Below are 26,327 nucleotides of genomic sequence, written 5' to 3' on the forward strand. Positions count from 1 at the left end.
AACAGACAATATCTGGCGTAAAGAGATATAATGCAGCGAGAGGATTGTATCGAAATCACATTAAAGATGCGCGACGATCGCTTCATGTTCACTGCGGTTGGACTCTGGAATTTCTACTTAATGGCAGCATAGTTTAATCAGTGAAAAGCCAGGATTTTCCATTTCACTTTAAGGTTTTATTTCGCGACAAGTCTAATATTTAAGTGATTTATTATTCCTTGGTTAAAGCCTTTTTTCTTCCTTCACCTGCTTGAATTAATCTTTTTTGAGCATGCTAACACCAAAATTAATCTTTGTTTTGTAAGGCTAATGCTTAAAAGACTAGCCATGAGTTAAAAAGAACCCAAATGGTTTCTATATGGCTCCCCTAAACAATTTAAGAACTATTCCCTGCTCCTCCTATCTACTTTTCATGCTTGTTATCAACTTCTGAGGGTCTTTGGACTCAGGTAGACCAAAATTTTACACTAATGAGTCGCACTACACTAAATGAGCAATAGTTACCCCACTACCGCCGTCATTTCTCGGCGCTAATTCATAACGCTCTACCAACGGATGATCCTGCAAAAACTCATGGATACCCTGTCTCAATTTACCAGTACCTTTACCATGAATAATCCACAACAAACCATACTCGATCGCCCGAGAAAGTGCCCTATCTACCTCAATTTGAGCATCTGCCACCCGACTTCCACGAATATCAATACTATTTTGAGAAGTACGAACAGCTAAACCACTAGAAGTAATCTCTGCTGGAGTTTCCTTAGACTTACTTTCTGACTTCTTACTCTTTTGTGCCTCTACATTTTTACTCTTTTTAGAAAGCTCTGCTTTTTCACCATCAAGAGATTCCACTTCTGCCAAACTAACTGTCATTTTCATAATTCCAAATTTAACAGTTAACTCATCATTCTCATTAGGAGCGCTCAAAACTTCTGCTGTCTGCCCAATTTTGGGAATCCGAATACGATCGCCCTCTTTAGGCATAAAATTCGGTTTCTTGACAGGGAGAGTACGAGAAGGCAAATATTTCTCAGAAATTTCATTAATAGCTTTAGTCGCTTTCTGAGCATTTCGAGCAGTTAACGGGCCTTGCTGTAAATTCCGAATTACCGTAGCAATTTCTGCTTTTGCCTCAGCAATTTTTTCCTGTACCGCCAACTGTTGCGACAACTGTAAATCTCTTTCTCGATCTTTCAGCGCAGCAGCTTTTCTAGAAACTTCCCGATGTAAAGATTCAGTTTCTTGTAGTAACTCAGAAGCTTCTTTTGCCTTTGTTTCCTGTTGCTGTCTTTGTGCTTCCAAACCTGCAATCACCTGATTCACATCTTCAGAATTTCCTCCCACATAATCTTGCGCTCTATAAATAATCTCCTGTTTTAAACCCAACTTGCCAGCAATAGTCATAGCATTAGAACGACCTGGAATTCCCCACAGCAAGCGGTATGTAGGTTGTAGAGAATTGATATCAAATTCTACAGAAGCATTTTCAAACCTTTCATCGTCATATTTGAGAGCTTTAAGTTCTCCAAAGTGGGTAGTTGCCACTGTTAATAGTACATGGTCTGCCAAATATTGCAAAATAGAAGTCGCTAAAGCACTACCTTCAGTGGGGTCTGTACCAGCACCAATTTCATCTAATAAAACCAGGGTAGAAGATAAACCAGAATTTTCTGGATTTTCATCCTCATCTATTGCTTCTAAAATCCTAATAATGCGTCGAACATGACCAGAAAAAGTAGATAAACTTTGTTCTAATGATTGCTCATCACCAATATCAGCCAAGATTTGTTCAAACCACGGCAACTCCACAGGTTCATTTGCAGGTATAAATAATCCTATTTTTGCCATCAGTGCAGCTAACCCCAAGGTCTTCAGAGTAACAGTTTTACCGCCAGTGTTCGGACCCGTAATTGCCACGACTTTGACTGGAGATTTCACCGTAACATCAATAGGTACCACATCATTTCCTTCTTCGTATTGCTGTTGCCAAACTAACAACGGATGTCGCAATTGACGGATATTCACGGGGCGATCAGAATCTGGTTCAGTAAATTGAGGTGGGTTTGCTCCTAACCATAAACTATAACGAGCGCGAGCTGTAGCGAGGTCAATTGTAGTAGCAATTATCAGTAACTGCTCTAAGTCTTCCTTGACTTCTGCCACTTGTTCTGTTAATGCTTGCCGAATTGCTTCTTCTTCCCTTTGGGCCTGACGCTGTAGTTGTCGTATTTGGTTATTGAGGTTGACAACTCCATTGGGTTCAATGTATAATGTAGAGCCTGTTGTAGATGTATCGTGAACAATACCAGGTACAGCATCCTTTTGAGGTGCTTTGACAGGAATTACAAAACGATCGCTCCTTTGAGTAATAATTGGTTGTTGAATAGCACTAGCTTTCCGTTGTAAAATGCCTCTAAGTATCCTATCGATGCGATCGCGTAAATGGTGCATTTTTTCTCGAATACCTGCTAGTTTGGGACTTGCCCGGTCTGTAACATCTCCCTGGTCGTCTATACAGCGGTGAATTTCCTGTTCTAGTTCTGGATAAGTGCGTAACTCAGCTACTAATTCTGGTAAAACTGACAACTCATATTCCGACTCATAATTGTCAATTGTCCGACGTAACTTACGAGCGCCAGCTAAAGTTGTCGCAATAGCTAAAAGTTCACTTCCAGAAAGTATACCACCTAGTTCTGCTCTTTCCAGGGAATCTCCAAAGTCTTCAATACCATCAAATGACAAACCCTGTGGAAGACGAGTTTCTAATATATAAGCTTCCTTAGTTTCAGCTAATAGTTGTATAGTTTCCGCCTTTGTTGACGGAATTGGTAAATAATTAGTCGTGTTTTGGCGATCGCCGATATTAAAAGTCCTAGAGTTGTGGAGCAATATCGCACCCAATTTCGTTGCTGTAAAAGTGGCCAAGTGTTGACACAAGCGAGGCCATTCCAGTAATTCTAAAGTCTCGGATTGAATCAAAGCTTAATATATATAAAGTATTATGTACTATGAATTATATTATACTACAATTATTGCAAAATATTTCGGAATTCAAAATCGGAAGTCTGGAGACCGGAGCTAGATAGATTTGGCTAGGACTTAAGCAGTACAACCGATTTTCGTCATTGCAACCCACAAGGTTTGCGCAGTAGTCCGGAGCGGATAGCAATCTCAAATCCTAATTTTTCGTAATCCGTATGATAAATAGTGGGAGCATTTGACTCGCAATTAAGGAAGAAGGAACAAGGAAGAAGGAAGAATATTTGAAAGAAAGAAAAAATAGATATTTCCCAAGTTTTTACACAAACGATACCAACGGCCATGATATTACCAACAGATATCTCCGGAAATTATATATGGAGATTGTTTTTAGTGTTTTTTTCTCATAAAATTTCATCTAATTCAAACCTAGATGGTTGTAGTTTTTCTCTAAACTCTCCACCCTTTCCACACTTCCCCCTCTCCCTTACTCCCCTACTCCCCACACCAGGTGATTATATAAAGATGAAATAGCCCTGTTGCCTGTTGCCTGTTGCCTGTTGTCTGTTGCCTGTTGCCTGTTATCTGTTGCCTGTTGCCTGTTGCCTGTTCTCAAAAACCTTGCCTTGCTTTGGCACTATAATTAGCGACTGACTCCACTAACCCCAGGGCAATAAAATTACTCAACAAAGCCGATCGCCCATAACTAAGTAATGGTAGTGGAATACCAGTCACAGGAGCCAAACCAATATTCATTCCAATATTCACAAAAACTTGGAATACTAACATCGATAATACTCCAATGGCGATGAGAGAACCAAAATCATCCTTAGCAGTCTGAGCAATAATAACCAAGCGCAGACAAATAAACCAAAAAGTTAAAAGTACCAGAATACAACCAATAAAACCCAACTCTTCGCCAATAGCTGAGAAAATAAAATCTGTATGCTGTTCTGGGATAAAATGTAGTTGAGTTTGAGTACCTTGATATAGTCCCCTACCAAACATTTGTCCAGAACCGATGGCAATACGAGATTGAATTAGGTGATATCCCGTGCCCAGGGGGTCTTGTTCTGGATTCAGAAATCCTGTTAGTCGGTCTTTTTGATAATCTTTGAGCAAATTCCATAATAGCTGCCCAACATTTCCAGAGACAATATTAATTCCGGTAACTATAGGCATCCATAACAATTTCCAAGGTAAAGTCCGCCATGCGATTAAGGCCATCAAAGCGATCCATGCAAGCCAAGCAGGGAAATAGATAGTATAAAGAATGGCTGAAAAAATAGGAGAGACAAGTAATATTAACCAACCAGGATTAACATTTCCCCAATACAACATCCCCATAGTAATTGCACCAAATATTAAAGATGTGCCGAGGTTGGGTTCTATAAATACTAAAAACCATGGTACGGCTGTAATCATCAAAACTTTAAAAAAGCCTAATAGCCTTACCCTGGTCTGAGACGAAAGTATTGCTGCTAAGGTAATAATTATTCCTACCTTGGCAAATTCTGAGGGTTGAACGTGGAAACCACCAACATTAATCCATCTTTGTGCCCCCAGAGCTGAAGTACCAATGAGTTGTACAGCTCCCAAAGAAAGATTGGTTAAAATATAAATTACCCATTTCCAGTTCATTAAAACTTCATAACGACAACGAGCAATAATTAAGGCCAAGATTAAGCCTACTCCTCCAGTGAGCCAGTGTTGCCACCAATCTGTTAATCCCTGGTTTCGTTCGACACTTTGGATCATTACTCCACCAAAAGTGGTCATTGCTATATAGACCAGCATTAGAGACCAGTCCATATTGCGCCATTGTAAGAGAGGCCATTTTCGGCGATTTCTTAATACTAATTTCTGGGTCATATTTTAATATGTAGATATTTTAGACTTTAGAATACTCCTGATAGTTAATACATATATTTAAGTAGGATCTCTGCATCAATTAAAATTTTTTTTGATGTAGCAGAAGGAAGAAGGAAGAAGGAAGAAGGAAGGAGACTTTAGTTATCTGGGAGGACCAAAGTTTGGAAAAGCTGGCATTGTCTGAGTCTTAAGCTTTTGATATGTCAAATAGAGTAATGGCGACTGCTATAACATTTATATGTTTTTCGGTAAACTTTAGAGACAGGTTGAAAAGGCCCAGTCCAGTGATGCTCCTGACGGTGAGCAGGGAGTAGAAAGAGTCTAATATTAATTATTTTGATTTTTTCTTATCCCTGTACGGACGTTGCATGGAACTTCCCTACTCCCCCACTTAAGATACTATTCCCCAAGGCGGTGAAATCGGCCTCTAATTATCTTTTCTTTTGCGGGTTTAATACCCCACCGTCAACGGGGATGCTTAAATTTTTTTAGGGTTTGTAATTCATCAGGAATTTTCCCTTCTGCCTTCAGCATAACTGCCTTCTGCCTTTTTCAATAACTATGGCTTCCGGTTCGTATAGGTATTCAAACCAGTTACCATCTAAATCTCTACCGTAAAAGGAAGCTGTGCCATCTCGATGTTCATGGACAGGGGAGACTTGGATATTTTGGACTTTGAGCTGTTCGTAGGCGGTTTCCATTTCTGAGCGATCGCTAAACACAAACCCAAAATGTGGCCCTGCTTGCTCATATCCAGGACTCAAAAGTGCTAGTCCATCATCACCAGCTTTTAGGTATGCCCAGTCAGCATCTTTCCAGGCTATTTCCATTCCCAAATTTTGATAGAACTCTACTGCTTTGTCAACGTCTTGCACGCAGATAGCTACATGGCCTAATCTTTTCAGCTTCATAGTCAACTACTATTAAAATTTTTCTATTTTGAATTATATTACGCGCTATTTGTTTGTTTTGCTTTTTCCTGTATCCAGATGAGGCGATCGCATGACTCCTAATTAGGGTTTGCTGAAAAAGTCTTTTTCAGGAGTAGGGGAGTGGGGGAGCAGAGAGTAGTTAGGAGAAACGAGGAATTAATTAGGAGATAGTCGGATATATTTGTTCCTTGATTTTTCTGCTATCCCTCCTGCCTTTTATGCTAAGTTTTTGAGGGTTTTCAACGTGATACCAGGCACTTTTTTTCGCTCCTTTAAAGGCTGAATCTTTTATATGTCAGTGCTTTTAGATTTAATCAGCAAACCTTAATTATACCAATGGTCTCTGACTTGATATTAATTATCCAGACATGATATTATTCTTTAATTTAGCAATAAAATGATTACAGAAAAGTTTCGTCGCCAGCTCCGCAAAGAAGCAAAGCTATGGCAAACGGAGGAATTAATTAGCGATCGCTTTTATCAACAACTATCAGAACGATACCAGTTTGATGCTTTGGCAGAAACCGCCAGCGCTCGTTTTATTACTATCTTAATTTCTCTAGGTGGTATTCTTTTAGGATTAGGTATTATTACTTTTGTTTCTGCTAATTGGCAACAGTGGTCGCGAGAAGTAAAAACACTTCTATTATTAACTCTATTTATCTTAGTTAATACCTGCGGTTTTTATCTCTGGCGACAGCCCAATAATCTACCAAATACTACCAGTAAAAAACAAAGATTAGGTCACGGAATGTTAATATTTGGAGCCTTAATTTTAGGGGCAAATATAGCCTTTATGGCTCAAATGTTTCATATCGGTGGTTCTCCCTACGGATTATACATTGTTTGGGGATTGGGAGTTTTGGTAATGGCTTATAGTTTACAACTGGAAAGTCTGGGAATTATGGCTATCCTGTTAATAGGATTAGGCTATTTAATGGGTTTATCAACTATATTTGATTCTGTGGAATTTTCCTGGTTAAAGGCAATTATCAAATATATGGCTTTGGTGGCAGTATTGTTGCTAATTCCACTAGCTTATTGGTGCAGTTCCAAGATTATTTTTTTTCTCGCTACATCAATATTATTACTAGCTCTAGAAATTAGTTTGTGGCATTTTTTTTACTTATCAAATAATAGTTTTTTGGGAGCGATCGCTTTGACTTTACCTCCAGCTTTATTATGGGGGTATGACGATACTATTTTGCCTAAAATAGATAGTCAATTTTTTAAACCATTAGCCAGAAGTTTAGCTATTTGGTACTTGAGTATTGGATTTTTATATTTATCTTTTCGGGGAATTTGGAGTTATGTTTTAACTGAAGATTTGAGTGATGGAAATACATCATTACAGTTTAGTTGGTTGACTTTAATTGAAGTTCTAATATTTATAGGTTTTTCTATTTGGGAATGGTTTAATTTAGCACGAACGAATAGAACAAATTCTCATCGTTGGCAATTAGATTCAGTCAGTAGTGTGATTTTGGGCTTCATTGTTGTAACTACAATATTATGTTTCTGGCATTTGAGTATCAATGAAATTCCAGAAATAGCAACTTTTATAATAAATATAGAAATGTTTCTCTTAGCAGCAGGTTTAATTAGAATTGGGTTGATGCGAGGAATTAGAGGAGGTTTCTGGGGTGGTTTGGTATTACTAACTTTACAAATTCTCTGTCGCACTTTTGAGTATAATACCGAATTATTACTTAAATCTTTTGTATTTATTTTATGTGGTGTAGGAGTTATCGCTGCTGGTTTATGGTTTGAACGTCATTTATTATCTAAGAATTAACTAGCTATTAGCTATCAGCTATATAGCTATCAGCCTAAAAATTTGTGTATAGATAATGGTATCTGTTTGCGGAGCATTCCGGACCGAAACACTTTTTAATGCCAATTTTATTTGAGGTTGTACAGAATTAGGTGTTAGGTATTGAGTGTGATAACAATTTGATAAATATTTGCTACAAATAACTAGGTTATTTCTGAGGAGTGAGTGGTAGGGGCAAACGGCCGTTTGCCCCTACTGCCCTTATTATTCGTAGCATTATTTTTCTAAATTGGTATTATAACAATAGCCAGAACAGTTAGGACTTATCCTGATAATTAATCTTAGATTAGGCAATGTTTTTTCCACTGTTACCTATTCCCTGTTCCCTGTTCCCTGTTCCCTATTCCCTAAGAGAGAACTAACATGAAATTTATCAATCCTTTTAATCAAAGCAATTTATCAACTAAAGAATCTGATTATTCTGAAGAATTAAACCCACCTATTAATCAAACAAAATCTTCAAAAAATCAGATGCCAATTTGGCGATTTATTTTGTCATTAACTGTACAGTTAGCATTAATTTTGTCAATTCCTGCTCAAGCTATTTATACTACGATTACAGGTAGAACTGTAGTTTTGCAAACTGTACCTGTAGACCCCTATGATTTTTTGCGAGGTTATTATCAAGTTTTAAGTTATGATATATCCCGCAAAGATAATTTGAGTCAACTTCCTGGTTGGAATAAATTTGAATTAGAAAGTTCAGGAAAATTTTCTGAACAAAATCCAACTGATATTTATGTGATTTTAGTTGCACCTGAAACAACAGAAAAATTAGGCATACCCAAAGCATGGAAACCTGTAGATGTAAGTGCAAAACAGCCTCAAAATTGGCCAGATAATCAAATAGCTATTCAAGGAAAATTTAATGGTTCGACAGTTCAATATGGCTTGGAAACTTATTATATGCCAGAGGATAAACGCGAAGGTATTAATCAGAATATTCGAGAAGCACAAACTACTGCTAACTCAGAAGGTAAAATACCTTTTGTAGTAGAAGTAAAAGTTAGTTCTCAAGGCCAAGCAGTACCTGTAAGTTTATGGGTACGCGATCGCAACTACAAATTTTAATTGAATAAGGCAGAAAGAGGAGTAGGGGAGTAGGGGAGTAGGGGAGTATAGTTATAAACATATACTATATAACCGGATTCTATGTAAAAGCTAAAGTCTTCTTCCTTCTTCCTTCTTCCTTCTTCCTTGCCTAGTTTTTTCATAGAGCATTGACTTAATCAAAGAATAACGATATTATGCAATAGCTTAAAAAGCATACTATTTAGATAGACAATGAAAGTAAAACCTTTAACCGTTGGTCCGATCCTGGGTGCAGTCACGGGCGACACTGCACGCATATTTGGTCGTGGCGAATATAAACTCTCTAGTAACAAAAAAAGTGTTCTCCCTTGTGTAGGAGTCGCCCGAATTCGTGCCCTAGACTCCTCAGACTATGACCCCCCCATCTTCTTCAAGATGTCTCCTGCTTTTGATACCTCCGGAGTAGCAGTATTCGACGAACTATCCTCAGAAACAGAGTATGAATATCAAATTGGCTATTTTTTGCAAAAAAAAGAGGAAGTAGACCAAGCAAACATAAACCTTGATTGGTCGAAAGCACATACCAAGCAATTTCAGACTGCTTCCACAGATCCGAAAAAGAGTCGCTCATTTATTTTTGGTTCTTGTCGTTATCTGCTAAAATTATTTGGTTCTTGGTTTGACGATCGCGGCGACAAAACTTTTGAATCTATTCTCAAACAAATAAACTCTGGTACAACTACTAATTCCTTGCTCATGGTAGGAGACCAAATTTATGCCGACGACCTCAATGCTATCGGTGCAGATCGCACAATTGAGGAGTTTTTTAGTCGCTATCAAGAGACCTTTACCCAACCCCATATTCGCGAACTGATGGGGCAAATTCCTACCTACATGACTCTTGACGACCACGAAATAGAGGATAACTGGCCGTCCAAAGCGTCGCCGAAGGATTGGGTGACTCTATTCCCTGTAGCAATTCATGCTTACATTACCTATCAGATGAGTCACAGTCCGTTATTCGAGATTGTAGATGACAAAGCTGATGTTATTGGTTCGCCCTCAAAACTCTGGTACAAATTTACAGACGGATGCTGTGACTTTTTTGTAACCGATACCCGCACAGAGCGTGACGAGGCAGAATCCTGCGATCCAGCATTTGAAGAGCGAGAAATAATTAATGAAGATCAGTTTGAAGCTTTAAAAAAATGGCTAGCAGATGGGTCAGAGCGAGTAAAGTTTGTTGCCTCAGCAGTTCCATTTTTCCCAGACTTTAAAAAGACTGAGCTAGATAAATGGAGTGGATATTTGCACCAACGCACCGAACTTTTGGAATTTATCCGCACCAATAAAATTAAACGGGTAGTTTTTCTATCTGGTGACGTACATTGTTCTATGTCAGCGGAGTTACTTTGCGAAGAAGACCCAGATTTTAAAATTATTTCTCTGATATCATCAGCTTTTTTCTGGCCTTACCCTCATAAAAGTGGTAGTTTCCAGTTATCAGGAAAGCTGAAAACTACCTCATTAACATCTCATAGCTATACTGTAACAAATGCCGGACCTGCTCATTTCGATGACAATTTTTCGCGGGTGACTTGCGATTTGAATTCTTTGAAGTTTCAGGTTTTTCAAAGATTAGGGAAGTTATTAGGAGAAAAAGAACATAGTTTTTGACAATAAGCAATCAGCACTCAGCAATCAGCAGTAAATGTTTAGAAGGGGTTCTGTTATATCATGTCCGGTTGAACAGTGATAAATAACTACGGAGTCCTCAGGAGTCAGGAGTCAGGAGTCAGGAGGAAAGAGGGAAGAAAGAAGAAGAACTGGAGTTGAAGGAGAAAGTTTTTTTATAACTAATTATCCGGACATGATATTACCCCTCCGCACACCTTCCGGTTTATAGAAACCAGTAATCTCGTAGGGTGTGTTAACGAAGTGTAACGCACCGCCAAATCTATAATGTTTCGGTGGGTTACGCTGACGCTTTTCATGTCGGCGACTTCAGAAATTTAAAGGTCTTGTTTTACCTTGTTTAAACTCAGCGATCGCTTCATTGGCAAGTTGGGCGAGTTGGTCTTGAGAATTAGCAAAATTTTCTGCCCATCTTTTTTCATCTTGCTTATTGTTAATGCTCAGGTATCCTACTGGACTCTTCATCCGTGCATCCGTGCCATAATCCGTGTGAGCAGTCATAGTTTTTTTGGTGATTATTTCTTATTAGTTTAGCAGGTTGGGTTTTCGACTATAATTTGAAACTATTTGTAACATTCTTTTTTCAAATTGCTGTTATTGATAAATTGAAGTTACCCTAATCTGAGTAACTCGGTGCATTGGTTTATTTGGTTTTTCTGTTGTTATTAATTCATCGGCATTTACAGAAATAGCAGCAGCAACATGAAGAGCATCTATTGCATTTATACCAAAATCAGCAGCTAATTTTTGGGCAGATTCTACAATGTTTTCTAGTTCGTTTGCCCAGATAGTACAACCTGCAAAAAATGTTTCATAAAAATTCACTTCAGCTAGTTGTTTATTATAAATTGCTTTGGGTAATACTTCTAATTTTACAAACGAGCTAGTGGCATATTCTCGTTGGGGGTTATCAAGAATTTCTATTGCTTTTATTGCTACGGGCGTTATGCCTCTAAATGCTGCAATAAGTACGCCAGAATCTATATAAGTTTTGGTGATATTCACTGCTTTTCACCCCAACTTTCTGATATTTCTTCTTCTATTTCATCCCAACTTAATAGTTTAGATTGCTCTGTAATTGCTTGACAACGAATTTCCCATAATTTTTTACCCATATCTGTTTTAGGTTGATAAATATTTGCCTGATTAATATCCTGGTTTTGTCGATCAAGTTGTTCGACTAAATCTAATACTTTTTGCTGTTTTTGTGATGGTAAAGTACGCCATTTATTGAGTAATATTTGTTCGTTGTTCATTGGTTTTTATCCTGTAATTTTTTTTTATAGTTTGAGTTTTCAGATTGTATCCCTAACTCCTCTGTCAACACGACATAAGAAGTAATGAGTTATATCAAAGCATTTTTCATAAGTTTTATTCAGGACAATAAAACTACATCTTATTTCTGATTATCTCGACTGTCTTTTGATATCGATCATTTCTGTTAAGTAACTGGTAACATTGCTCCGAAGTAAAACCTAGTTCTGTCAAAAAGCAAGCTTGCAAAATGAAAGAAAGCAATTCTGTCAAGCAAGACAACTCTTCTCGTTGAGCTGCCTTTTTCTTTTTTGATTCCCTGTAGTGAGTTAAATAGTTTCTGGTGTCTATAACTTTAGTAAAAAATAAATCTTTGTCCTGAATTAATTGATTAGTTACTTCTGAAGTTTGTTTGACCAAACCTTTCAATCTTTCTATTAAAATTTCTTCTTCTTTAATTAGACGACGATGATAAGATTCTACAGCATGAACAAGATTTATAAATTTATTTTCTAAGTATATATCTGGCTTGTATCTGATACTGAAGAATAGATTAAAAGTACTAGCTAATTTCTCCCAAGAATCAAACCATCTTTCCATAGTCGAGGAAAGGTTATCAATATCAGATATAGAGAAGAGCATTTCAGAGTACATTTCACCGTGAATAAGTAATCTATTTCGTTCTTTTCTCTCAGGATAGTTGGTTTTATAAAGAGCTTTTATAGGAAGTTGTTCTATCGTGTAAGGAATTTTTTCTAGATCTACATCTACATCACCGTAATAGGAATAAACTTCTAATTTAGTAATAGAGTTTGTTCTATCAGTTGCAAAAGTTATAAAGTCATTAAGATGACCTATGAATTTAGAGCAAATATCTTTAAATGAAAGTTTTTCTTCATTTGGTTGAATCGTTAATGAGATAAATTGTTGAAAATTAATACTTTCACGTTTACCTGCTTCAGACCAATAATAAATGACAGAAAATTTTCCGTATGTTGTTATTGCTTCAATCGTTTCAGGACGAGTGTATATAAATCTTAATTCTCTCTCTTTATTCCAATCTTCTGCAAAATCAGGTTCTTTCTTAATTGCAGGCAATTCACCCCAGTCAGATAGATAGCTATACTGTACATTACCTTTATGAAACAATATTTCGTCTGGTTTACTAAAATGTCTGCCAATCAAAGCAAATTCTGAGATATATTCTTGACTTGAAAAACCTGGAGAACTTATTCTTGAAGAAGAATTAATACAATCACAAATAGTAATAATCTTTCCATGTACAACTCCTAAAATAATTGGAACATTTAGAGAAAAATTATGAAGTGAACCTATGAGTTGTAGTTTAATTCCTTCATCATTTGTAAATGTCAGAGTACTAGCTATTTTTTTATCTGGATCTGACGGCAACCACCAATATCCTGAATATTCTATATTTTCCATTTTTAAACCTCTAATTAATAAGTATTAGTAAGACTCAATTTTTTAACACTATGCCCTATTTTTTAATTTCGGGCATAGCTTAAATAATAACATTAATTAATGAAGACAAGAAAGAGGTCAGATTTTTGATTGCCAGGAAGCTACCTACGGGCAAAAAATAACCTCCTCTCTCCAACTTATTTGTTTTCAAACTGTAGAGTACTCAAATTTTCTGAAGTTACCCTTGTACTCAGTTCTAGAATTTCAATTCCTACTACTTTCCCCTCACTATTAAAGTCTAAAATTACTCCTGGTTGTACTTCTTCCGACTCAATAATCGCTGATTCATCAAGCCGAAAATACAAGGCATCTGTTTCTTTATCAATCTTTAATTTCATAGTTATCTCCTAATTCTACGGTCAAAAAAAACAGTAACAACACGATTTGGTTCTACGGATACATTCACTACTACTCGTAAAAAACGCCCTCCAAATTCTGGAATAGCTTTAATGTAGTGAGTCGTATTATCTATTTCCTGATTGTAGTCTGGTTCGTTCAAAGTTCGATTAATCCATTCTTCAGATATAGCACGCTCTTCCATCACATTTCGTGCGTGAAGAGAATACTCAATGTTTGACACTAAATTTTACCTCCTAGCTATATTTTCAGTTTAGTAGGTTGGGTTAAGCGACAGCGCAACCCAACAATAACTTATATCAAATCCGGTTGAATACTTACTATATAGTTGAGAGTAGGGGAGTGGGGGAGTGGGGGAGATTTAGATAGACATCTCCAATAATAAAAAATCAATATCTATATCGTACAGAAATTATCAATTATTTCCCTGTACGAACGTTGCATGCAATGTCCCTACTCTTTTGGAAGAGATGTCTAATATTTAAGTAATTTAAGAAATTATAAACAAATATTATACAACCGGATTCTATGTGCAATTAACCGGATTTGATATTATCTTCAGGACTTACACACGGACACGAAATCGAGTGAGGATACCATTCGGAGCTTTGCGGAACGCGAATGCCATTTGCTTCGCATAACTATCGTTAACGCCCCTACATATGACATTTTCAAGGTTAATTTGCGTAAGTCCTGATTTATTAGGGTACGCAAAACGCACCCTAACAATAACTACTTCACAACTAATGTCGCTGTTGCCGATCGCCCAAATTCTTCGGGTGCATATTGTAACTTTGCTTCTGCTCCAGGCCATATAAATGTTCCGGGAGTCACTGACCTAACCAAATAATGTAAGCTATACACACCGGGGTTTAAACGGTCTGCATAAGCTTCTACGCGATCGCGATATATCTGTTGATATCCTATTTGCCAACTATCTGCTTTTGCCTTCACAGCGGAAGTGGCGGTTTGGAAACTGGTGTCAACTGCTTCTAAACCTGCTGGCAGCGGGTCACGAATAATTACATGGTCTACGGGGCGGTCTGTTATAACTTCAATGCCAATATCAAAGACTTGTCCTGCACTGATATCTAATGGTGACGACACCTCAGATAGATCCATGCGTTGCAAAACGGACGTTTCATTTGCCAGACGAATTTCCCGCGCTACTCGCAAACCGTTATACTTTCCTGGTTGGTTTCCTGGGAGACGGTAACTGTATTCGACTAAATAGTGCAATTTGCCTTCTCCAGATTTTTCCAAGACTAAATCTGATTCTCCTTTTGGCAACCCATCCATTGCTACATTCAAGGAGAGATTCGGATTTTCATAACCTTTAAAACTGGCAGCATCTAATTGTTTGCCTGATAATTTTGCGGTGGCGACGAAATTCGGTGGAGCGGGTTGGGTGTTGCTATAAGTAACCAATGCTTTCAAAGCTTCCGCGTTATCATAAGTTGTGCGCCAGGTGCCATCGCGTCGGAGGTTGAGCAGACTTTGTAATAGTCGGTCTAATATTTCTGGTTTGGCGTCGCGGGTAATAAATAGTCGCAATGCTTGTGCTTGACTTGCGGTGGTTGAATTCATCCATCCCCAGGTTTGCGGTATATTCAATGTGGCACTGCGCCCGGTTTCATAGACGCTTTCCTGAATTTCGTTATACATTTCTGCTGACTGTTTGCGCCATTTGGGGAAGGTGGATATATAGCGCGCTAGTTTTATTTGGTCTACCTGAGATAATTTCTCCCGTTGTTGATAAATATCTGACAGGAAGCTATTGCGGGTGTCGCCTAATTCTGACAATGCCATTAAAACATCTAAGCGCACTTGATTTTTACAGAGTTGTTCGCTGCAATATTCATCTTTGCCTGGGTCTGCCAAAATGTTGTTTAAGTAACTCCGCAGACTACTTACCATTTCCCCATTTACTAAATCTGGGAATGCTTTTTTTGCTTGGGCGATCGCTTCTGCTGCATAGGGTGTTAGATAAGGATTGGATTTTTCCCATCCTGGATAATAACCAAAACCTCCGTCTGGCAGTTGCAACTTTTCTAATTTTTCTAATGCTTGTTTTGCCTGTTGTTCTGGGTTGAAGTCTACAAATGCTTGCTCGTATTTCTCACCTAATATTTGGAGGTTAGAGGCGATCGCTAGTTGACTGGCGGTAGGCTCTAAAAATGGTAGTTGGTCTTTTTTCAACACTGCTTTTGCGGGGGCTGTAATTTCTGGTATTAATGTACTTGCCATAGAAATTTCGAGACCTCCCACATCTGGCATTACATTCTCTGTAATATTCAGTGGCATTTGTATTTGAGAGTCAGTTGTGCCAGACTCGACTACCGTTTCACTTGCTGCCAAGGACTGCACTGGTAATGAAATTTCAAACCCATCAGTGTCACGGTTATTCAGGTCAGTGGTAAATTGCACTTTTGCCTCACCCGCTTGTTTTGCCTCCATGGGAAAACGGTAAGCGTTAGTACCTGAGTCTGTGCTGGTTTGTAAATTTTGGGTAGTTTGGGAATTTTCGGCAAACAAAATATTCTGACTAACTTCCCCATCTATTTTGAGATTTCCTTTTTTGCCAGTATTATTCGTAACTGTTACGCCACCCTCAAATTTATCGCCGATACGAGCAAACTGAGGCAAAACTGGATTTAACATTAATGGTTGAGTCGTGACAAAAGTTGCTTCCCCATTGCCAAAATGCAAATTCCCATCTGTGGCAACAGTCATCACGCGCCAAGTTGTCAGATCGTCTGGCATTTTAAATGTCACCGTTGCCTTACCTTTATTATCTGTAATTACAGAACCGTTGTAATAAGCTAAAGATTGAAAGTCTGTACGAATGCGGGTGCTAGATGCAGCAGATGATATGCCGCCGCCATAACCCCAACCTTTTCTCAGAGCGGATGACATGGCTTCCATTTGTACTTCGGGACGGTTATCGTTGAAAGTGGTTGATATTGGTTGTTCAGCGTAAACTGTCTCCACTAAGTCTGGGGGACGATGACCGCTTAGTTGCAAGACCGCTTCATTTACAACCATTACTATAAACTGACCTTTACTTGGTTGCCCTTGATTATTTTTAACTGCCAATTCCACAGTCTGCATAGTTCCCGGTTGCGCTTCCGGACGTTGGGGTGTGACTTCTACATTTAAGTATTTGTCTGCCAAATTAATTTTGAATGGAGTAAAACCAATTTTCATCAAATTTTCCACAGTTCCCGGTTCGACTTCTGCGAGTGGTTGACCTTGCCGCACTAATACTGCTTCTACCGCAGCATTGGGTAACATATCTTCTGTCACCTGAAACTGAATTTCTGGCGCACCACCTGTAACTTTGACGATTTTTTCATAGAGTGGTTTGTCGCGGACGACGGCAAAATATAATTCCCCTTCTGGATAGGGTGACTGAATTAAAGCGGTTGCTGTTTCTCCTGGTTTGTAGGTGTCTTTGTCGAGTTTAATTTCCAGACGGTCTTCATTGCGACCTCCCCAATAAACGCGGTTCGCTCCGGTTGCCCAAATTTGAATATCGGTGCCAGTAATGTCATTTTCAGCATTGGCAAAATTAGCTCGGATGCGATAACTGCCAGACTCTGAGGGGGTGAGGTTGACGGTTTTCGGTTTATTGCCACTTCTGACTTTCTGGCTCGCAACAGTTTTATATTCGACTTGATATTTGGGGTTGCGACTACCTGCCACTACTTGAGTGACGCTGCTATATTCCATTTGTTGTAATTCCAGTTGAATATTTTCCCCAGAAAGTGGTTTTCCTTCAGAGTCGGTGACAATAACTTCTACCGGAAATTTTTGATTAGCATCGGCCACAAATTTACTTTTTAGACCTATTAATTTGTTACTTGGTAGGGCGGTAAAAGTTTGAGTATCTGCCACAGAAAGATTAGATATATCTGTCACTTCCACATCTACTCGATAAGTCATTGGGTAGGGTAAATCTTTTCCAACAGTAAATATTTGATTATCCCCACCTTTATTATCTAGCACCACATTTTTTTCCAATACATTATTAGGAATAGTCGGCGTTTCTTCCGGCCAAAACCATTGACGACCAAAGTCAAATTCTTGCCAATTTTCAGGAGTAAATTCTGTCTTTTGACGAGTCACATAATATTTAGCCTTTGCTCCTTGCACTGGAGAACCAAACAAATAATTACTTTCAGCTTCCGCCACTATTTGTTCGTTAATCAAAGCAATTTCTTGATTTAGTTCTAGGTCTACCTGAAAATTAGGTGGTTTAAATTCAGCAACACGAAATTCTCCGTAAAATTCTATGCCATTTTCTCCCTTAGCCTCCACATTGTAATAACCGAGTGGTTGATTATTATCTAGAGGAATTTCTAGAGAAAAAGTACCAAATTCATTAGTAGTCTGAGTACCTAAATTTTGCTTATTTCCATCTGGATTATTTAGAGTTACTTGATAATCCATATTTTCCGCTTGTTTCAAGTTACCATCTTCCAAATAATAAGCAGCTCCAGTCAACCAAACTTTTTCTCCTGGTTGATAAAGTTCTCTATCAGAAAAAATAGTACCCCGCGATTCAGCCTTGCCACTATTCCAACCAGAATAAATCCCATAACCATAAGTACCGCTATATTCTTTAGTTCTAGCAAAAGCCCAATCTTCCTTTTCTTTGGCAATTACTAATAATTCCGGTGCTTGGGAAAAACGCCGACCATTCATACATTTTTGTAAGTCGGTCTTAGTCAAACTTAGCAAACCATTTTCATCGGTTTTTCCCGTCGCACAAGCAGTAGGTTTAGGCTGAGATTTAGCATTTAATTGAGATTGATAAATCTCCACATCCGCCACAACAGGCACACCATCATCCAAATGATTTACCCGAATAATTCCCGACTCTGGAAACCACTGAGCAAATACTCCCAAATTAGTCAGTTGTACCAATCCATAAAATTTTGGTTCTTGCCATTTTTGTTGACCATTTTGTTGATAAGAACTCGTCCGTGCTTTTACTCCATAAGCCAACATTCCTGTCTGACCACCTAGTTGTTCTCTGAGAGGAACTGCTACTTCTTTAATCTGATTTTTTTCACCAGAAACAGGATAGTTTTGCCACTTTTCATTTGTTGGTAATAAACTTTTTCTATCTCTTCTGGGATAAGCCGATTCTGCGTAAACCAAATCTGTTGGTTGAACAACTTGATAAGTCGCTTGATATTCCGATTCAGGCAAATTTACTGTAGAAATATTCAGTTGTAAATCCTGACTAGAAGGAAAAATATTGAAACCCGCAGGTACCGAAATATTTCCGACTAAATCCCCTGTTTGATAATTTAAAACAACAGGCTTTCCTAATACTTGCCCGAATTTATCTTCGATATTAGCGCCGATAGTAATTGTATAATTTGTCTCTGGTTCAAATGCCCAAGAATTGAGACTAACAATGTTATAGTCATCATAAGCTTGAATCAGATTTTTTGTCTCTTTTGGTTCTGGTTCAATTGTAATATTTTCTACTGCTGATTCAGGTACAACACCATGATTAAATTCCAACAAGGGATTACCTTTAACAAATCTGCCGCCACCCTGGGAAAATTTCAGTTCAGAAAATTCAAAAGCGGAATAAGTTTCTACTTCACTCACAAAAGGTGTTTGACTAGGTAAATTACCTTTTACAGGTTCAATTCCTGAGTCAAATTCCAAGCGATATTTAGTACCTTTTTCCAGAGTAGTTTGAGGAGCGATCGAATAATTCCACTGACGGAATGAAGAATCAAATTCTTCTGTAACAACTTCTTCTTCCTCCTCATTAGTTTCCAATGTTTCTAAACTAACTGTCAAAGGTAAACTTTCTGTTTCTTCCTCTGGTAAAAATTTTAAATTTTTCTCAATTGAATCTACATCCAACTCCACATTGGAAGTAAATTTTAACGTCGGATTTATATCAATTGGTTGTGGTGTTCTATTTTGCTGCTTAGTAGTTGGTAAATTTGTTAATTTAACTGGTTCAGTATTAAAAGTCCAAGCCAAATCTTCATTTAATTGATGATTTTTAAGGTCGGATAAACCAGCCTTCAAAGTAACCTTTACTCTCGTAGACTTTGGCAAAGCTTCAGCAGGTTGAAACCCTACCATTTTCGGAGTCAAAAATCGGAATTGACCAGGTAATTCTGGGAAAATTTCAAACTTTTTAAGTTTCTCCTGTTGTTCTGGAGAATCTAAAGCTTCCAAAGGAATCAAAGGTTCTTTAAACCGAATCCGAATTTGACTTAAAAGTTCTGCTTCTCCCGTCGGACTAATTTGTTCTATCCACTCCGGTAGTGGAGGAGTAATTATGAGGTCTACCATGGGTAATTTCGCCTGTTTTGAACTTGTGTTAAAAAAACCACAAGCTGCAATGGCAAAAGCTAGGAATAATCCTAGTAAAAAATGTTTCCAATATTTGAACGCCATATTTGTTTGATTTGAGAGTAGTTTTTACCTACAATTATTAGAGGTTAATTTCCTGAATTATACAGATATTTTTACCTATTTAATGTAGACATTTGAATGAGTATCCCTGCTTCTTCCCACCATTTATATTCGTAAACAGCCTTCCCCTACTCCCGGTTCTCTACTCCCTACTCCCTCTACTCATACGATAACTAATCAGCCGGATTATAATATGACAACGAGTGTTTTCGCCTTCAACTCTAGTTATGTAAGTTTGATATGCAAGTTGGTGCAACTGGAATGAATGTACCTTGAATCAACTCTATCGCCTTTAAACAACTTAGCGATCGCTCAATGGTATATTAGATTGGCGGAGCATGGCATCAATCAAATGTATCATGGTATATTCTTGGATTGTACTTTTGATCGTTTGTTTAGCAAACTTATATGCCTTGACTCCGCCTTAGTTTCTTTTTTTCTCTAGCTTGTAACTTAATTATTAGTCCGTTATTTTTGACGTATTAACTTTTGGTATTGTTTTATCAACCTCATAATACTCATCAACTCGAAAGTTGTTGATTGCCGACTGATTGATGTAAGAACCGCGACCAACCAATTCTAAATATACATGGCCTGAGTATTGTTCTAAATCTGTAAAGTCTTTTTTCCGCTGTAATTCTGACAGATAAAGCTGTATTTTCCAGTCGGTATAAGGACTGAGAATAAACGCTCCTTGTTCTATTTTTTCAAGTGCTTGATTTTTAGCCCTCTTTCCATAAATTATAGGTGGGAAAGTATCTTTTTTGTTATCATCCTTATAATTATTGCCAATAAACTTATAATACTTGTTATTATATTTATAAGATGAAGTCATTGAATGCTTTAAGTGGAACTCAAAGTCTTCCAAACATGAATTTAATTCTTCCTGTTTGTTTGGATTGATATGTTTGATTCTAACTGCAATTTGGTTAAATTTAAAACCATTCAAGTGACATTCTGTGACAGAACTTTTGAATAATACTTCATCGCTGCATGTTAACTTTTCTTCTTGACTTCCTTTTAATAATTTATCAATATCAGCACCATATTTATCCCTTTCCCAAGTAAACAAAATCTCCATGAAATGCTCTGGTCTAGTTTTCATAATTGCTGCATCAATCATGCCAACTTGTGCATTATAATTTTTTATGTTTGTTTCTAACCTTTCTATATTCTCGATCAGTATGTTAATATTGATTGTTATGTTAGGGGTTTCCTCCGGATTGGTTTGAGCTTCATCAGGTTGAGCCTCAGAATCTTTAAAATCTCCAATATTATTAATATTTTTAAAGAAATTTTCAGCACAAGGAAACGCCCATTGTTTGACAGTAGATATTAGGGTATTATATCTTTCCCTGATAGTATTTTTTAAGATGATTTGCTTTAATTCGTTAACCTCAGGATAGTCATCTTTTACTCCAGCAGCATTAACATTTGCTATGTAATCTACCATCTGCTGTTTTTCCTTGTAACCTTCAATGCGCTCGGAAATATCCGCTACAGTGTCTATAGCATCATTCATCTTTTCAAAAAGATACATCATATCGCCATGAACTTTAAATACTGATGTCATTTTATTTAATTCATGCTTTATGTCTTTCAGATTTGTTTGCATCTCCCACTTGTTAAAAGATTGTTCTATAGACGGCTTATTCTCAAGGCGAGAAAAAAAGTTCTTTGTTTCATTCTTTAAATTCTTTATCTGCTGTTTTTGATATTTTTTTACTTGAGTTTCAAACTTATTCAGTTTATCTGTAATCTCTTTATTTTCTTGAATAGCTTTGTCCATCTGATTTAACATATTTTCACTCTGAATAGCTATATCTAGAACTTCTGACAATCCACCTGAAACAATAGTTGCCATTTTTAATGCTGTTGTCCACTTTTTTATGTTTTTGATATGTTTTTCTTTATCTTTAAGTTGATTATCATCTTTGTTTTTTTCATCTTCGTTTTTTTCATCTTTGTTTTTTTCATCTAATGGTTTTTGTTTTTCCTCTATTTATCCTATAAATTCATTTATTTATCCTATAAATTAATTTGTTTTTTTCTCAATTTCTTCTTCTATGTCTTCTCTCTCGGATAGTATATAGAAATCTATATTATTTACTTCATATTTTATATTCTCTTCTTCTTTCTCTATGCGTTCTTGTTCAACTGCCTCATAGTATTCCTCATTAAATTTAAATTTATTCAATTTAGATTTTTTGTCTGTTATATCCAATTTTTTGTCTGTTATATCCAATTTTTTGCTGTATCTTTCTCCTATTTTTACTATATCTTTACTATTCTTATCTTCCATCTTTTTTGAAGGTTCAACTATTTCATCTTTTATATCACGACAACCCTTTATCTTTTCTTTCAATTCATCTCTGGACTTTTCTGTCTTTTTTTTCTGTTCATTTATAAAATTTTGAAACGCTTCTCCTACATTCTTAACCCCATTAGTAACCGTTTCTACGTTTTGTAAATTTTTTACATTTCGCGTTTTTTTCCCAGCATCTTCCTTGCTTGAATCATCTTCAACTTCATACTTAATGAATTCTTTCACATCATCTGGAATCCCGTTAACAATGAATTTTCCTCCTGAATATTCTGGTTGAAGAAATCCTTCGCCAATATCTATCCCTGCATTAACTAAACTTGAACCTAGAATAGCTCCTGGACCCAAGGGAAGAGTGACAGTAGTAAGTAATGTTTTTGTGATAGAAAGTAACCCCTTCTTGAGCATAAAATCTTTGAATTTATTTTTATTTTCATCAAGGGCTTTCTTATCTTTATCAGCTTGGTCGATAAAATTCTTAATTTCTGTTTTGAAGTTTTCAATCTCTGTATCTAATTTTTTATTATTGTCTTCGATGGCTTCATTTAATTTCTCAATAAATTGGTTACCATTTGTAATTTTTTCCTCAATTTCTGAATTAAATTGTTTTTTATAAAAGTTAATCTTCCCTATTTATTTTTCTTGATTTAAATTTTCGATATCATTTTTAATGATATTCAAAAATCCCAATATATCTATCACCAACTCACCTGAATCCCTAGAACTTAATACGTTCATCCTGCTGATAATAGACGAACTTATATAGTTTAAAATTACGGCTTCCTTTTGAACATTTTCCTTGTTACTGTGTTTCGCATATTTTTTGACTCTCTTGAGCAGTTCATCATATTGATTTATGAAAGAGTCACTCAGTTTTTTGATGCCTAATTTTCCTTGGTTTTTTCCATTATAATGTTCTTCTAAAACCTTTAATTCATCAATAAAAACTATGGTTACATTGTTTTTATCTGACACCAGAGAAGCTGTTGAATTTGACATTTTTAAATCTCCAAAATTGATAAATTTGACAATTAATAATTAAGTGATTACACATCACTTTGGTGATACACCTGTTTACAGGATGGTTAAGTGCAGTCTCAAACAGTGAATTTTGTGGGTCATCTATTGATAAACTGCTGCACATTGTTAGGATGAAGTAATTTATGATTAATTACTGTAATCACCCTGGATTTTATGTAATTGTTGGAAAAATTCTTCAGTATTATGCTTGAGGAATTTATTGTCCAAATTCTTCAACATAAATTTCTTGTATTCAACAAAGGGTTTATACCAAATCATTTCTACATTTTCTGGCTCGGCTATACCTTTACTATTGTGCAATTCCTCTTTCTTTCCATCACTACCGTTTTTTCTATCATAAGTTTTTTCATCTTTCCATCTACCTATAGTACCTGTTCTCCTTTTATATGATTTCTGGTAGATAGCTGTTTTATCTTTTCCACCTTTTCCACCTTTTCCAGGTGTTCCTGATTCTCCCGGTTCTCCTTTTTGACTTGTATGATTGCTTACTTGAATACCTGTGTGTTTTTCAGTTACTTCATTAGCATTAATTAATTCAATAGTTCCAACTTTTCCACCATTACCTGCACAACCACCTTGACCACCGTTACCACCTTTTTCCCCATCTATACCTTTAGTAGTATACTTTGTTCTAGAGAAAGAATTCCTACCAAGTATGTTATTTTCTTTTGATTCAATCACTTCTTTCTCAATATAAATCTTTTCCCAATTTTTGTTATTGCGATCTAAAACTTCATTAGGATGCAAAGCATCCTCACCATCCTTACCATTCTTACCATTACCACCATATAGTTACCAAAAATTTTACTTCAGAAGCATAGTCTCCTACTTTTTTAAAAAAAATAGCTGTTGCTATTTCTTTTTCTATTCCTCTATTGTCAGAAAAACCAGGCAGATCGAAATATACTGCTTCAGAAGTTATCAATGGTTCTGGGTAAAATGTTTTTGATTTTGAACCGTGCCCTATTCCTGCTTTGCTATCATCTTTTTTATCAATTACTAATTCATCATCAACAAATTTTACAACTAAATCATCACCAGCTAGAAAACTTATTAACGTACTTTTGCCAACTCTTGAATTTCCCACTACAAGAACTATTTGTTTGAAACTACTCAGGTTAACTTTTTTGTCAAAATAATCAATATATTTAGATACATTTTTGATAAGGTCTAAATGTTTTCCTGAATCTTTATTTTCTTCAGATTTCTGGTGCAACTCAAATTTAAGCGGAGAGCCAGGAGGAAGAAGTTCTCCCTGATATTCATCAAAATCAATAATAGCTCCTGATGCCTCAAAACCAATAATAGCTTATGATTCATCAAAATCAATAATAGCTTCTGACTCATCAGAAAGCCAATATTTATAAGTTTTCTCAACAAATCTATCAGAATTTGTGTTTACCATGTTTGTTTACCTACTTTCAATAACTTTTTCTAAAATAGCACACCGTCGGGAGAATCTCAAGAATTAAACCATGACAAGTATTGCATTAGAATCGGTTGGGTTGAGGGACTAAAACCCAACATTAAAATATATAGCAAACAAATAATTAGAAAGTAATATAATAAGTTATTGTTGGGTTGCGATATAGCTTAACCAAACCTACAAAGATTCATCTCTAAAATTCACAATAAAATGACAGAAATAACCGCTAATTATGATGAACCCTGGAAAGCAGCAATTTCTGAATATTTTGAATCTTTCCTTAGCTTCTTTTATCCAGAAATTCATGTTTCTATTAACTGGCAAAAAAAACCGGTTTCTCTAGATAAAGAATTAGAACAAATTACGGCCTCGGCAACAACAGAAAAACGTTATGCCGATAAATTATTTCAAGCTTGGTTATTGGACGATCAAGAAATCTGGATTTTGATTCATATTGAAGTGCAAAGTCAGTATGACCGAGAATTTAGCCAGCGAATGTTTCTCTATAACTATCGAGCTTTTGACCTTTACAATAAACCAGTAATTAGTTTAGCTATACTGGGAGATGAAAACCCATCTTGGCGACCAAATTTCTATGAATATGATTTAGGAAACAGTCAAATGAGATTGGATTTTTCCATAGTCAAACTTTTAGATTATCAATGGGAGGAATTAGAATCAAATAATAATCCATTTGCTATGATAGTAATGGCACATTTTAAAACTAAGAGTACCACCTTAATAATGAATAATGAATAATGAGTAATGAATAATGAAAACTATTTCTAACAGAAATACTGATAACTGATAACTGATAACTGATAACTGAAATGGCATTACCCCCAGAATTAGCATCCAACTTTCAAAGCAAAATTAATCAATATGAGGAGGAACAGAGAATGGAATTTTTAAGCACTATGGAAGAATTAGCTATCGAAAGAGGTCAAAAAATAGGTCAGCAAATAGGTCAGAAAATAGGTCAGGAAATAGGAGCAAAAGCAACTTGCAGACAAAATATTCTTGATTTGCTGGAAAAACGCTTTAATAGTTTGCCAGAAACTCTGATAAAAGCTATTAATGAAATTAATGACTTAGCTTTACTAAAACGGTTACTTGTAGAAACAATTACTGTTAGTTCAGTTGCAGAGTTTGAGGAATTAATTACAGATGACTCATTTCGGGAAAATTAGCATAATTCCTAACCCCCAGAATTAGAATCAAACTTTCAAACCAAAATTAATCAATATGAGGAGGAACAAAGAATGGAATTTTTAAGCACTATGGAAGAATTAGCTATAAAAAAAGGAGCAAAAGAAACTTACCGAGAAAATATTCTTGATTTACTGGAAAAACGCTTTAATAGTTTGCCATAAACTCTGATAAAAGCTATTAATGAAATTAATGACTTAGCTTTGCTAAAACGGTTACTTGTAGAAACAATTACTGTTAGTTCAGTTGCCGAGTTTGAGGAATTAATTAAAGATGACTCATTTCGGGAAAATTAGCATAATTCCTATTTATCATTGCGTTTCGAACCGCGACATATAAAGCGGTAGTTTTGCGTTAGCAAGGTGAGGGTTGACAATTAATATAACTCACAACAAATTAATACCCCGAAGCAATCTTTTATAGCTCTAAATT

The 26,327-nt window shown here is 36.4% G+C and carries 22 protein-coding genes; 5 read left to right on the forward strand and 17 right to left on the reverse strand.

From position 1 onward, the window contains the following. Positions 1-480: 480 nt before the first annotated feature. The 4 genes from F6K27_RS16180 to F6K27_RS16195 form a co-directional block, all read right to left on the reverse strand. On the reverse strand, positions 481-2,982 hold the full coding sequence (locus F6K27_RS16180; protein ID WP_287277428.1) for an endonuclease MutS2: 2,502 nt from the start codon (positions 2,980-2,982) through the stop codon (positions 481-483). A gap of 487 nt (positions 2,983-3,469) precedes the next feature. Next, entirely contained in the window at positions 3,470-3,598 is a 129-nt protein-coding gene (locus F6K27_RS16185) for a hypothetical protein (protein WP_287277427.1), read from the reverse strand. Further along, positions 3,595-4,854, reverse strand: coding sequence for a rod shape-determining protein RodA (gene rodA / locus F6K27_RS16190; RefSeq protein ID WP_287277425.1), 1,260 nt, complete (start codon positions 4,852-4,854; stop codon positions 3,595-3,597). The genes F6K27_RS16185 and rodA overlap by 4 nt, the downstream gene beginning before the upstream one ends. 527 nt (positions 4,855-5,381) lie before the next feature. Further along, entirely contained in the window at positions 5,382-5,765 is a 384-nt protein-coding gene (locus F6K27_RS16195) for a VOC family protein (protein ID WP_287277424.1), read from the reverse strand. Between the two features lie 418 nt (positions 5,766-6,183). Between F6K27_RS16195 and F6K27_RS16200 the strand changes: the two genes are divergently transcribed. Further along, positions 6,184-7,581 carry a DUF2157 domain-containing protein gene (locus F6K27_RS16200; RefSeq protein ID WP_287277423.1) on the forward strand — a complete coding sequence of 466 codons (1,398 nt, stop codon included), beginning with the start codon at positions 6,184-6,186 and terminating at the stop codon, positions 7,579-7,581. 402 nt (positions 7,582-7,983) lie between these two features. Continuing rightward, positions 7,984-8,691, forward strand: coding sequence for a GDYXXLXY domain-containing protein (locus F6K27_RS16205; protein ID WP_287277422.1), 708 nt, complete (start codon positions 7,984-7,986; stop codon positions 8,689-8,691). On the opposite strand, the gene F6K27_RS16210 is transcribed toward F6K27_RS16205, so the two are convergent. Beyond that, a complete protein-coding gene (locus F6K27_RS16210) occupies positions 8,688-8,834 on the reverse strand; it encodes a hypothetical protein (protein WP_161564725.1) in 147 nt (48 codons plus the stop codon). The two genes, F6K27_RS16205 and F6K27_RS16210, sit on opposite strands and share 4 nt — an antisense overlap. A gap of 70 nt (positions 8,835-8,904) precedes the next feature. On the opposite strand from F6K27_RS16210, the gene F6K27_RS16215 reads away from it, so the two are divergent. Then, positions 8,905-10,329, forward strand: coding sequence for an alkaline phosphatase (locus tag F6K27_RS16215; protein WP_287277421.1), 1,425 nt, complete (start codon positions 8,905-8,907; stop codon positions 10,327-10,329). A gap of 327 nt (positions 10,330-10,656) precedes the next feature. Here F6K27_RS16215 and F6K27_RS16220 read toward each other — a convergent pair whose 3' ends face one another. From F6K27_RS16220 to F6K27_RS16275, 12 genes are all read right to left on the reverse strand, one after another. Further along, entirely contained in the window at positions 10,657-10,848 is a 192-nt protein-coding gene (locus F6K27_RS16220; protein WP_287277419.1) for a hypothetical protein, read from the reverse strand. 93 nt (positions 10,849-10,941) lie between these two features. Next, complete coding sequence (locus F6K27_RS16225) at positions 10,942-11,352, reverse strand: PIN domain-containing protein (protein WP_287277418.1); 411 nt, start codon at positions 11,350-11,352, stop codon at positions 10,942-10,944. Then, positions 11,349-11,603 carry a hypothetical protein gene (locus tag F6K27_RS16230; RefSeq protein WP_287277417.1) on the reverse strand — a complete coding sequence of 85 codons (255 nt, stop codon included), beginning with the start codon at positions 11,601-11,603 and terminating at the stop codon, positions 11,349-11,351. Before F6K27_RS16230 ends, F6K27_RS16225 begins: the two co-directional genes overlap by 4 nt. Positions 11,604-11,736: 133 nt before the next feature. Then, positions 11,737-13,044 (reverse strand): HEPN domain-containing protein, encoded by a 1,308-nt coding sequence (locus tag F6K27_RS16235; protein ID WP_287277416.1) that lies wholly within the window; start codon positions 13,042-13,044, stop codon positions 11,737-11,739. A 176-nt stretch (positions 13,045-13,220) separates the two neighbouring features. Continuing rightward, a complete protein-coding gene (locus F6K27_RS16240; RefSeq protein ID WP_287277415.1) occupies positions 13,221-13,421 on the reverse strand; it encodes a DUF2283 domain-containing protein in 201 nt (66 codons plus the stop codon). A 2-nt stretch (positions 13,422-13,423) separates the two neighbouring features. After that, the gene (locus F6K27_RS16245) at positions 13,424-13,663 is read right to left on the reverse strand and encodes a DUF4258 domain-containing protein (protein ID WP_287277414.1); all 240 of its coding nucleotides are present in this window, start codon (positions 13,661-13,663) and stop codon (positions 13,424-13,426) included. 509 nt (positions 13,664-14,172) lie between these two features. Then, positions 14,173-19,878, reverse strand: a complete 5,706-nt coding sequence (locus F6K27_RS16250; protein ID WP_287277413.1) for an alpha-2-macroglobulin — start codon at positions 19,876-19,878, stop codon at positions 14,173-14,175. Positions 19,879-20,356: 478 nt separating this feature from the next. Then, on the reverse strand, positions 20,357-21,760 hold the full coding sequence (locus tag F6K27_RS16255; RefSeq protein WP_287277412.1) for a hypothetical protein: 1,404 nt from the start codon (positions 21,758-21,760) through the stop codon (positions 20,357-20,359). A 171-nt stretch (positions 21,761-21,931) separates the two neighbouring features. Then, the gene (locus tag F6K27_RS16260) at positions 21,932-22,627 is read right to left on the reverse strand and encodes a hypothetical protein (RefSeq protein ID WP_287277411.1); all 696 of its coding nucleotides are present in this window, start codon (positions 22,625-22,627) and stop codon (positions 21,932-21,934) included. Between the two features lie 225 nt (positions 22,628-22,852). After that, entirely contained in the window at positions 22,853-23,218 is a 366-nt protein-coding gene (locus F6K27_RS16265) for a hypothetical protein (RefSeq protein ID WP_287277410.1), read from the reverse strand. A gap of 168 nt (positions 23,219-23,386) precedes the next feature. Next, on the reverse strand, positions 23,387-24,007 hold the full coding sequence (locus F6K27_RS16270; protein WP_287277409.1) for a hypothetical protein: 621 nt from the start codon (positions 24,005-24,007) through the stop codon (positions 23,387-23,389). 31 nt (positions 24,008-24,038) lie between these two features. Then, complete coding sequence (locus tag F6K27_RS16275) at positions 24,039-24,476, reverse strand: hypothetical protein (RefSeq protein ID WP_287277408.1); 438 nt, start codon at positions 24,474-24,476, stop codon at positions 24,039-24,041. Positions 24,477-24,896: 420 nt separating this feature from the next. Here F6K27_RS16275 and F6K27_RS16280 point away from each other — a divergent pair, with 420 nt between their 5' ends. Together F6K27_RS16280 and F6K27_RS16285 are read left to right on the forward strand one after the other, a co-directional pair. Beyond that, entirely contained in the window at positions 24,897-25,445 is a 549-nt protein-coding gene (locus F6K27_RS16280; RefSeq protein WP_287277407.1) for a hypothetical protein, read from the forward strand. A 71-nt stretch (positions 25,446-25,516) separates the two neighbouring features. Next, positions 25,517-25,876, forward strand: a complete 360-nt coding sequence (locus tag F6K27_RS16285) for a hypothetical protein (RefSeq protein WP_287277406.1) — start codon at positions 25,517-25,519, stop codon at positions 25,874-25,876. Positions 25,877-26,327: the final 451 nt, after the last annotated feature.

It is taken from the genome of Okeania sp. SIO2F5, from assembly GCF_010692685.1.
Classification (GTDB): Bacteria; Cyanobacteriota; Cyanobacteriia; order Cyanobacteriales; family Microcoleaceae; genus Okeania; species Okeania hirsuta.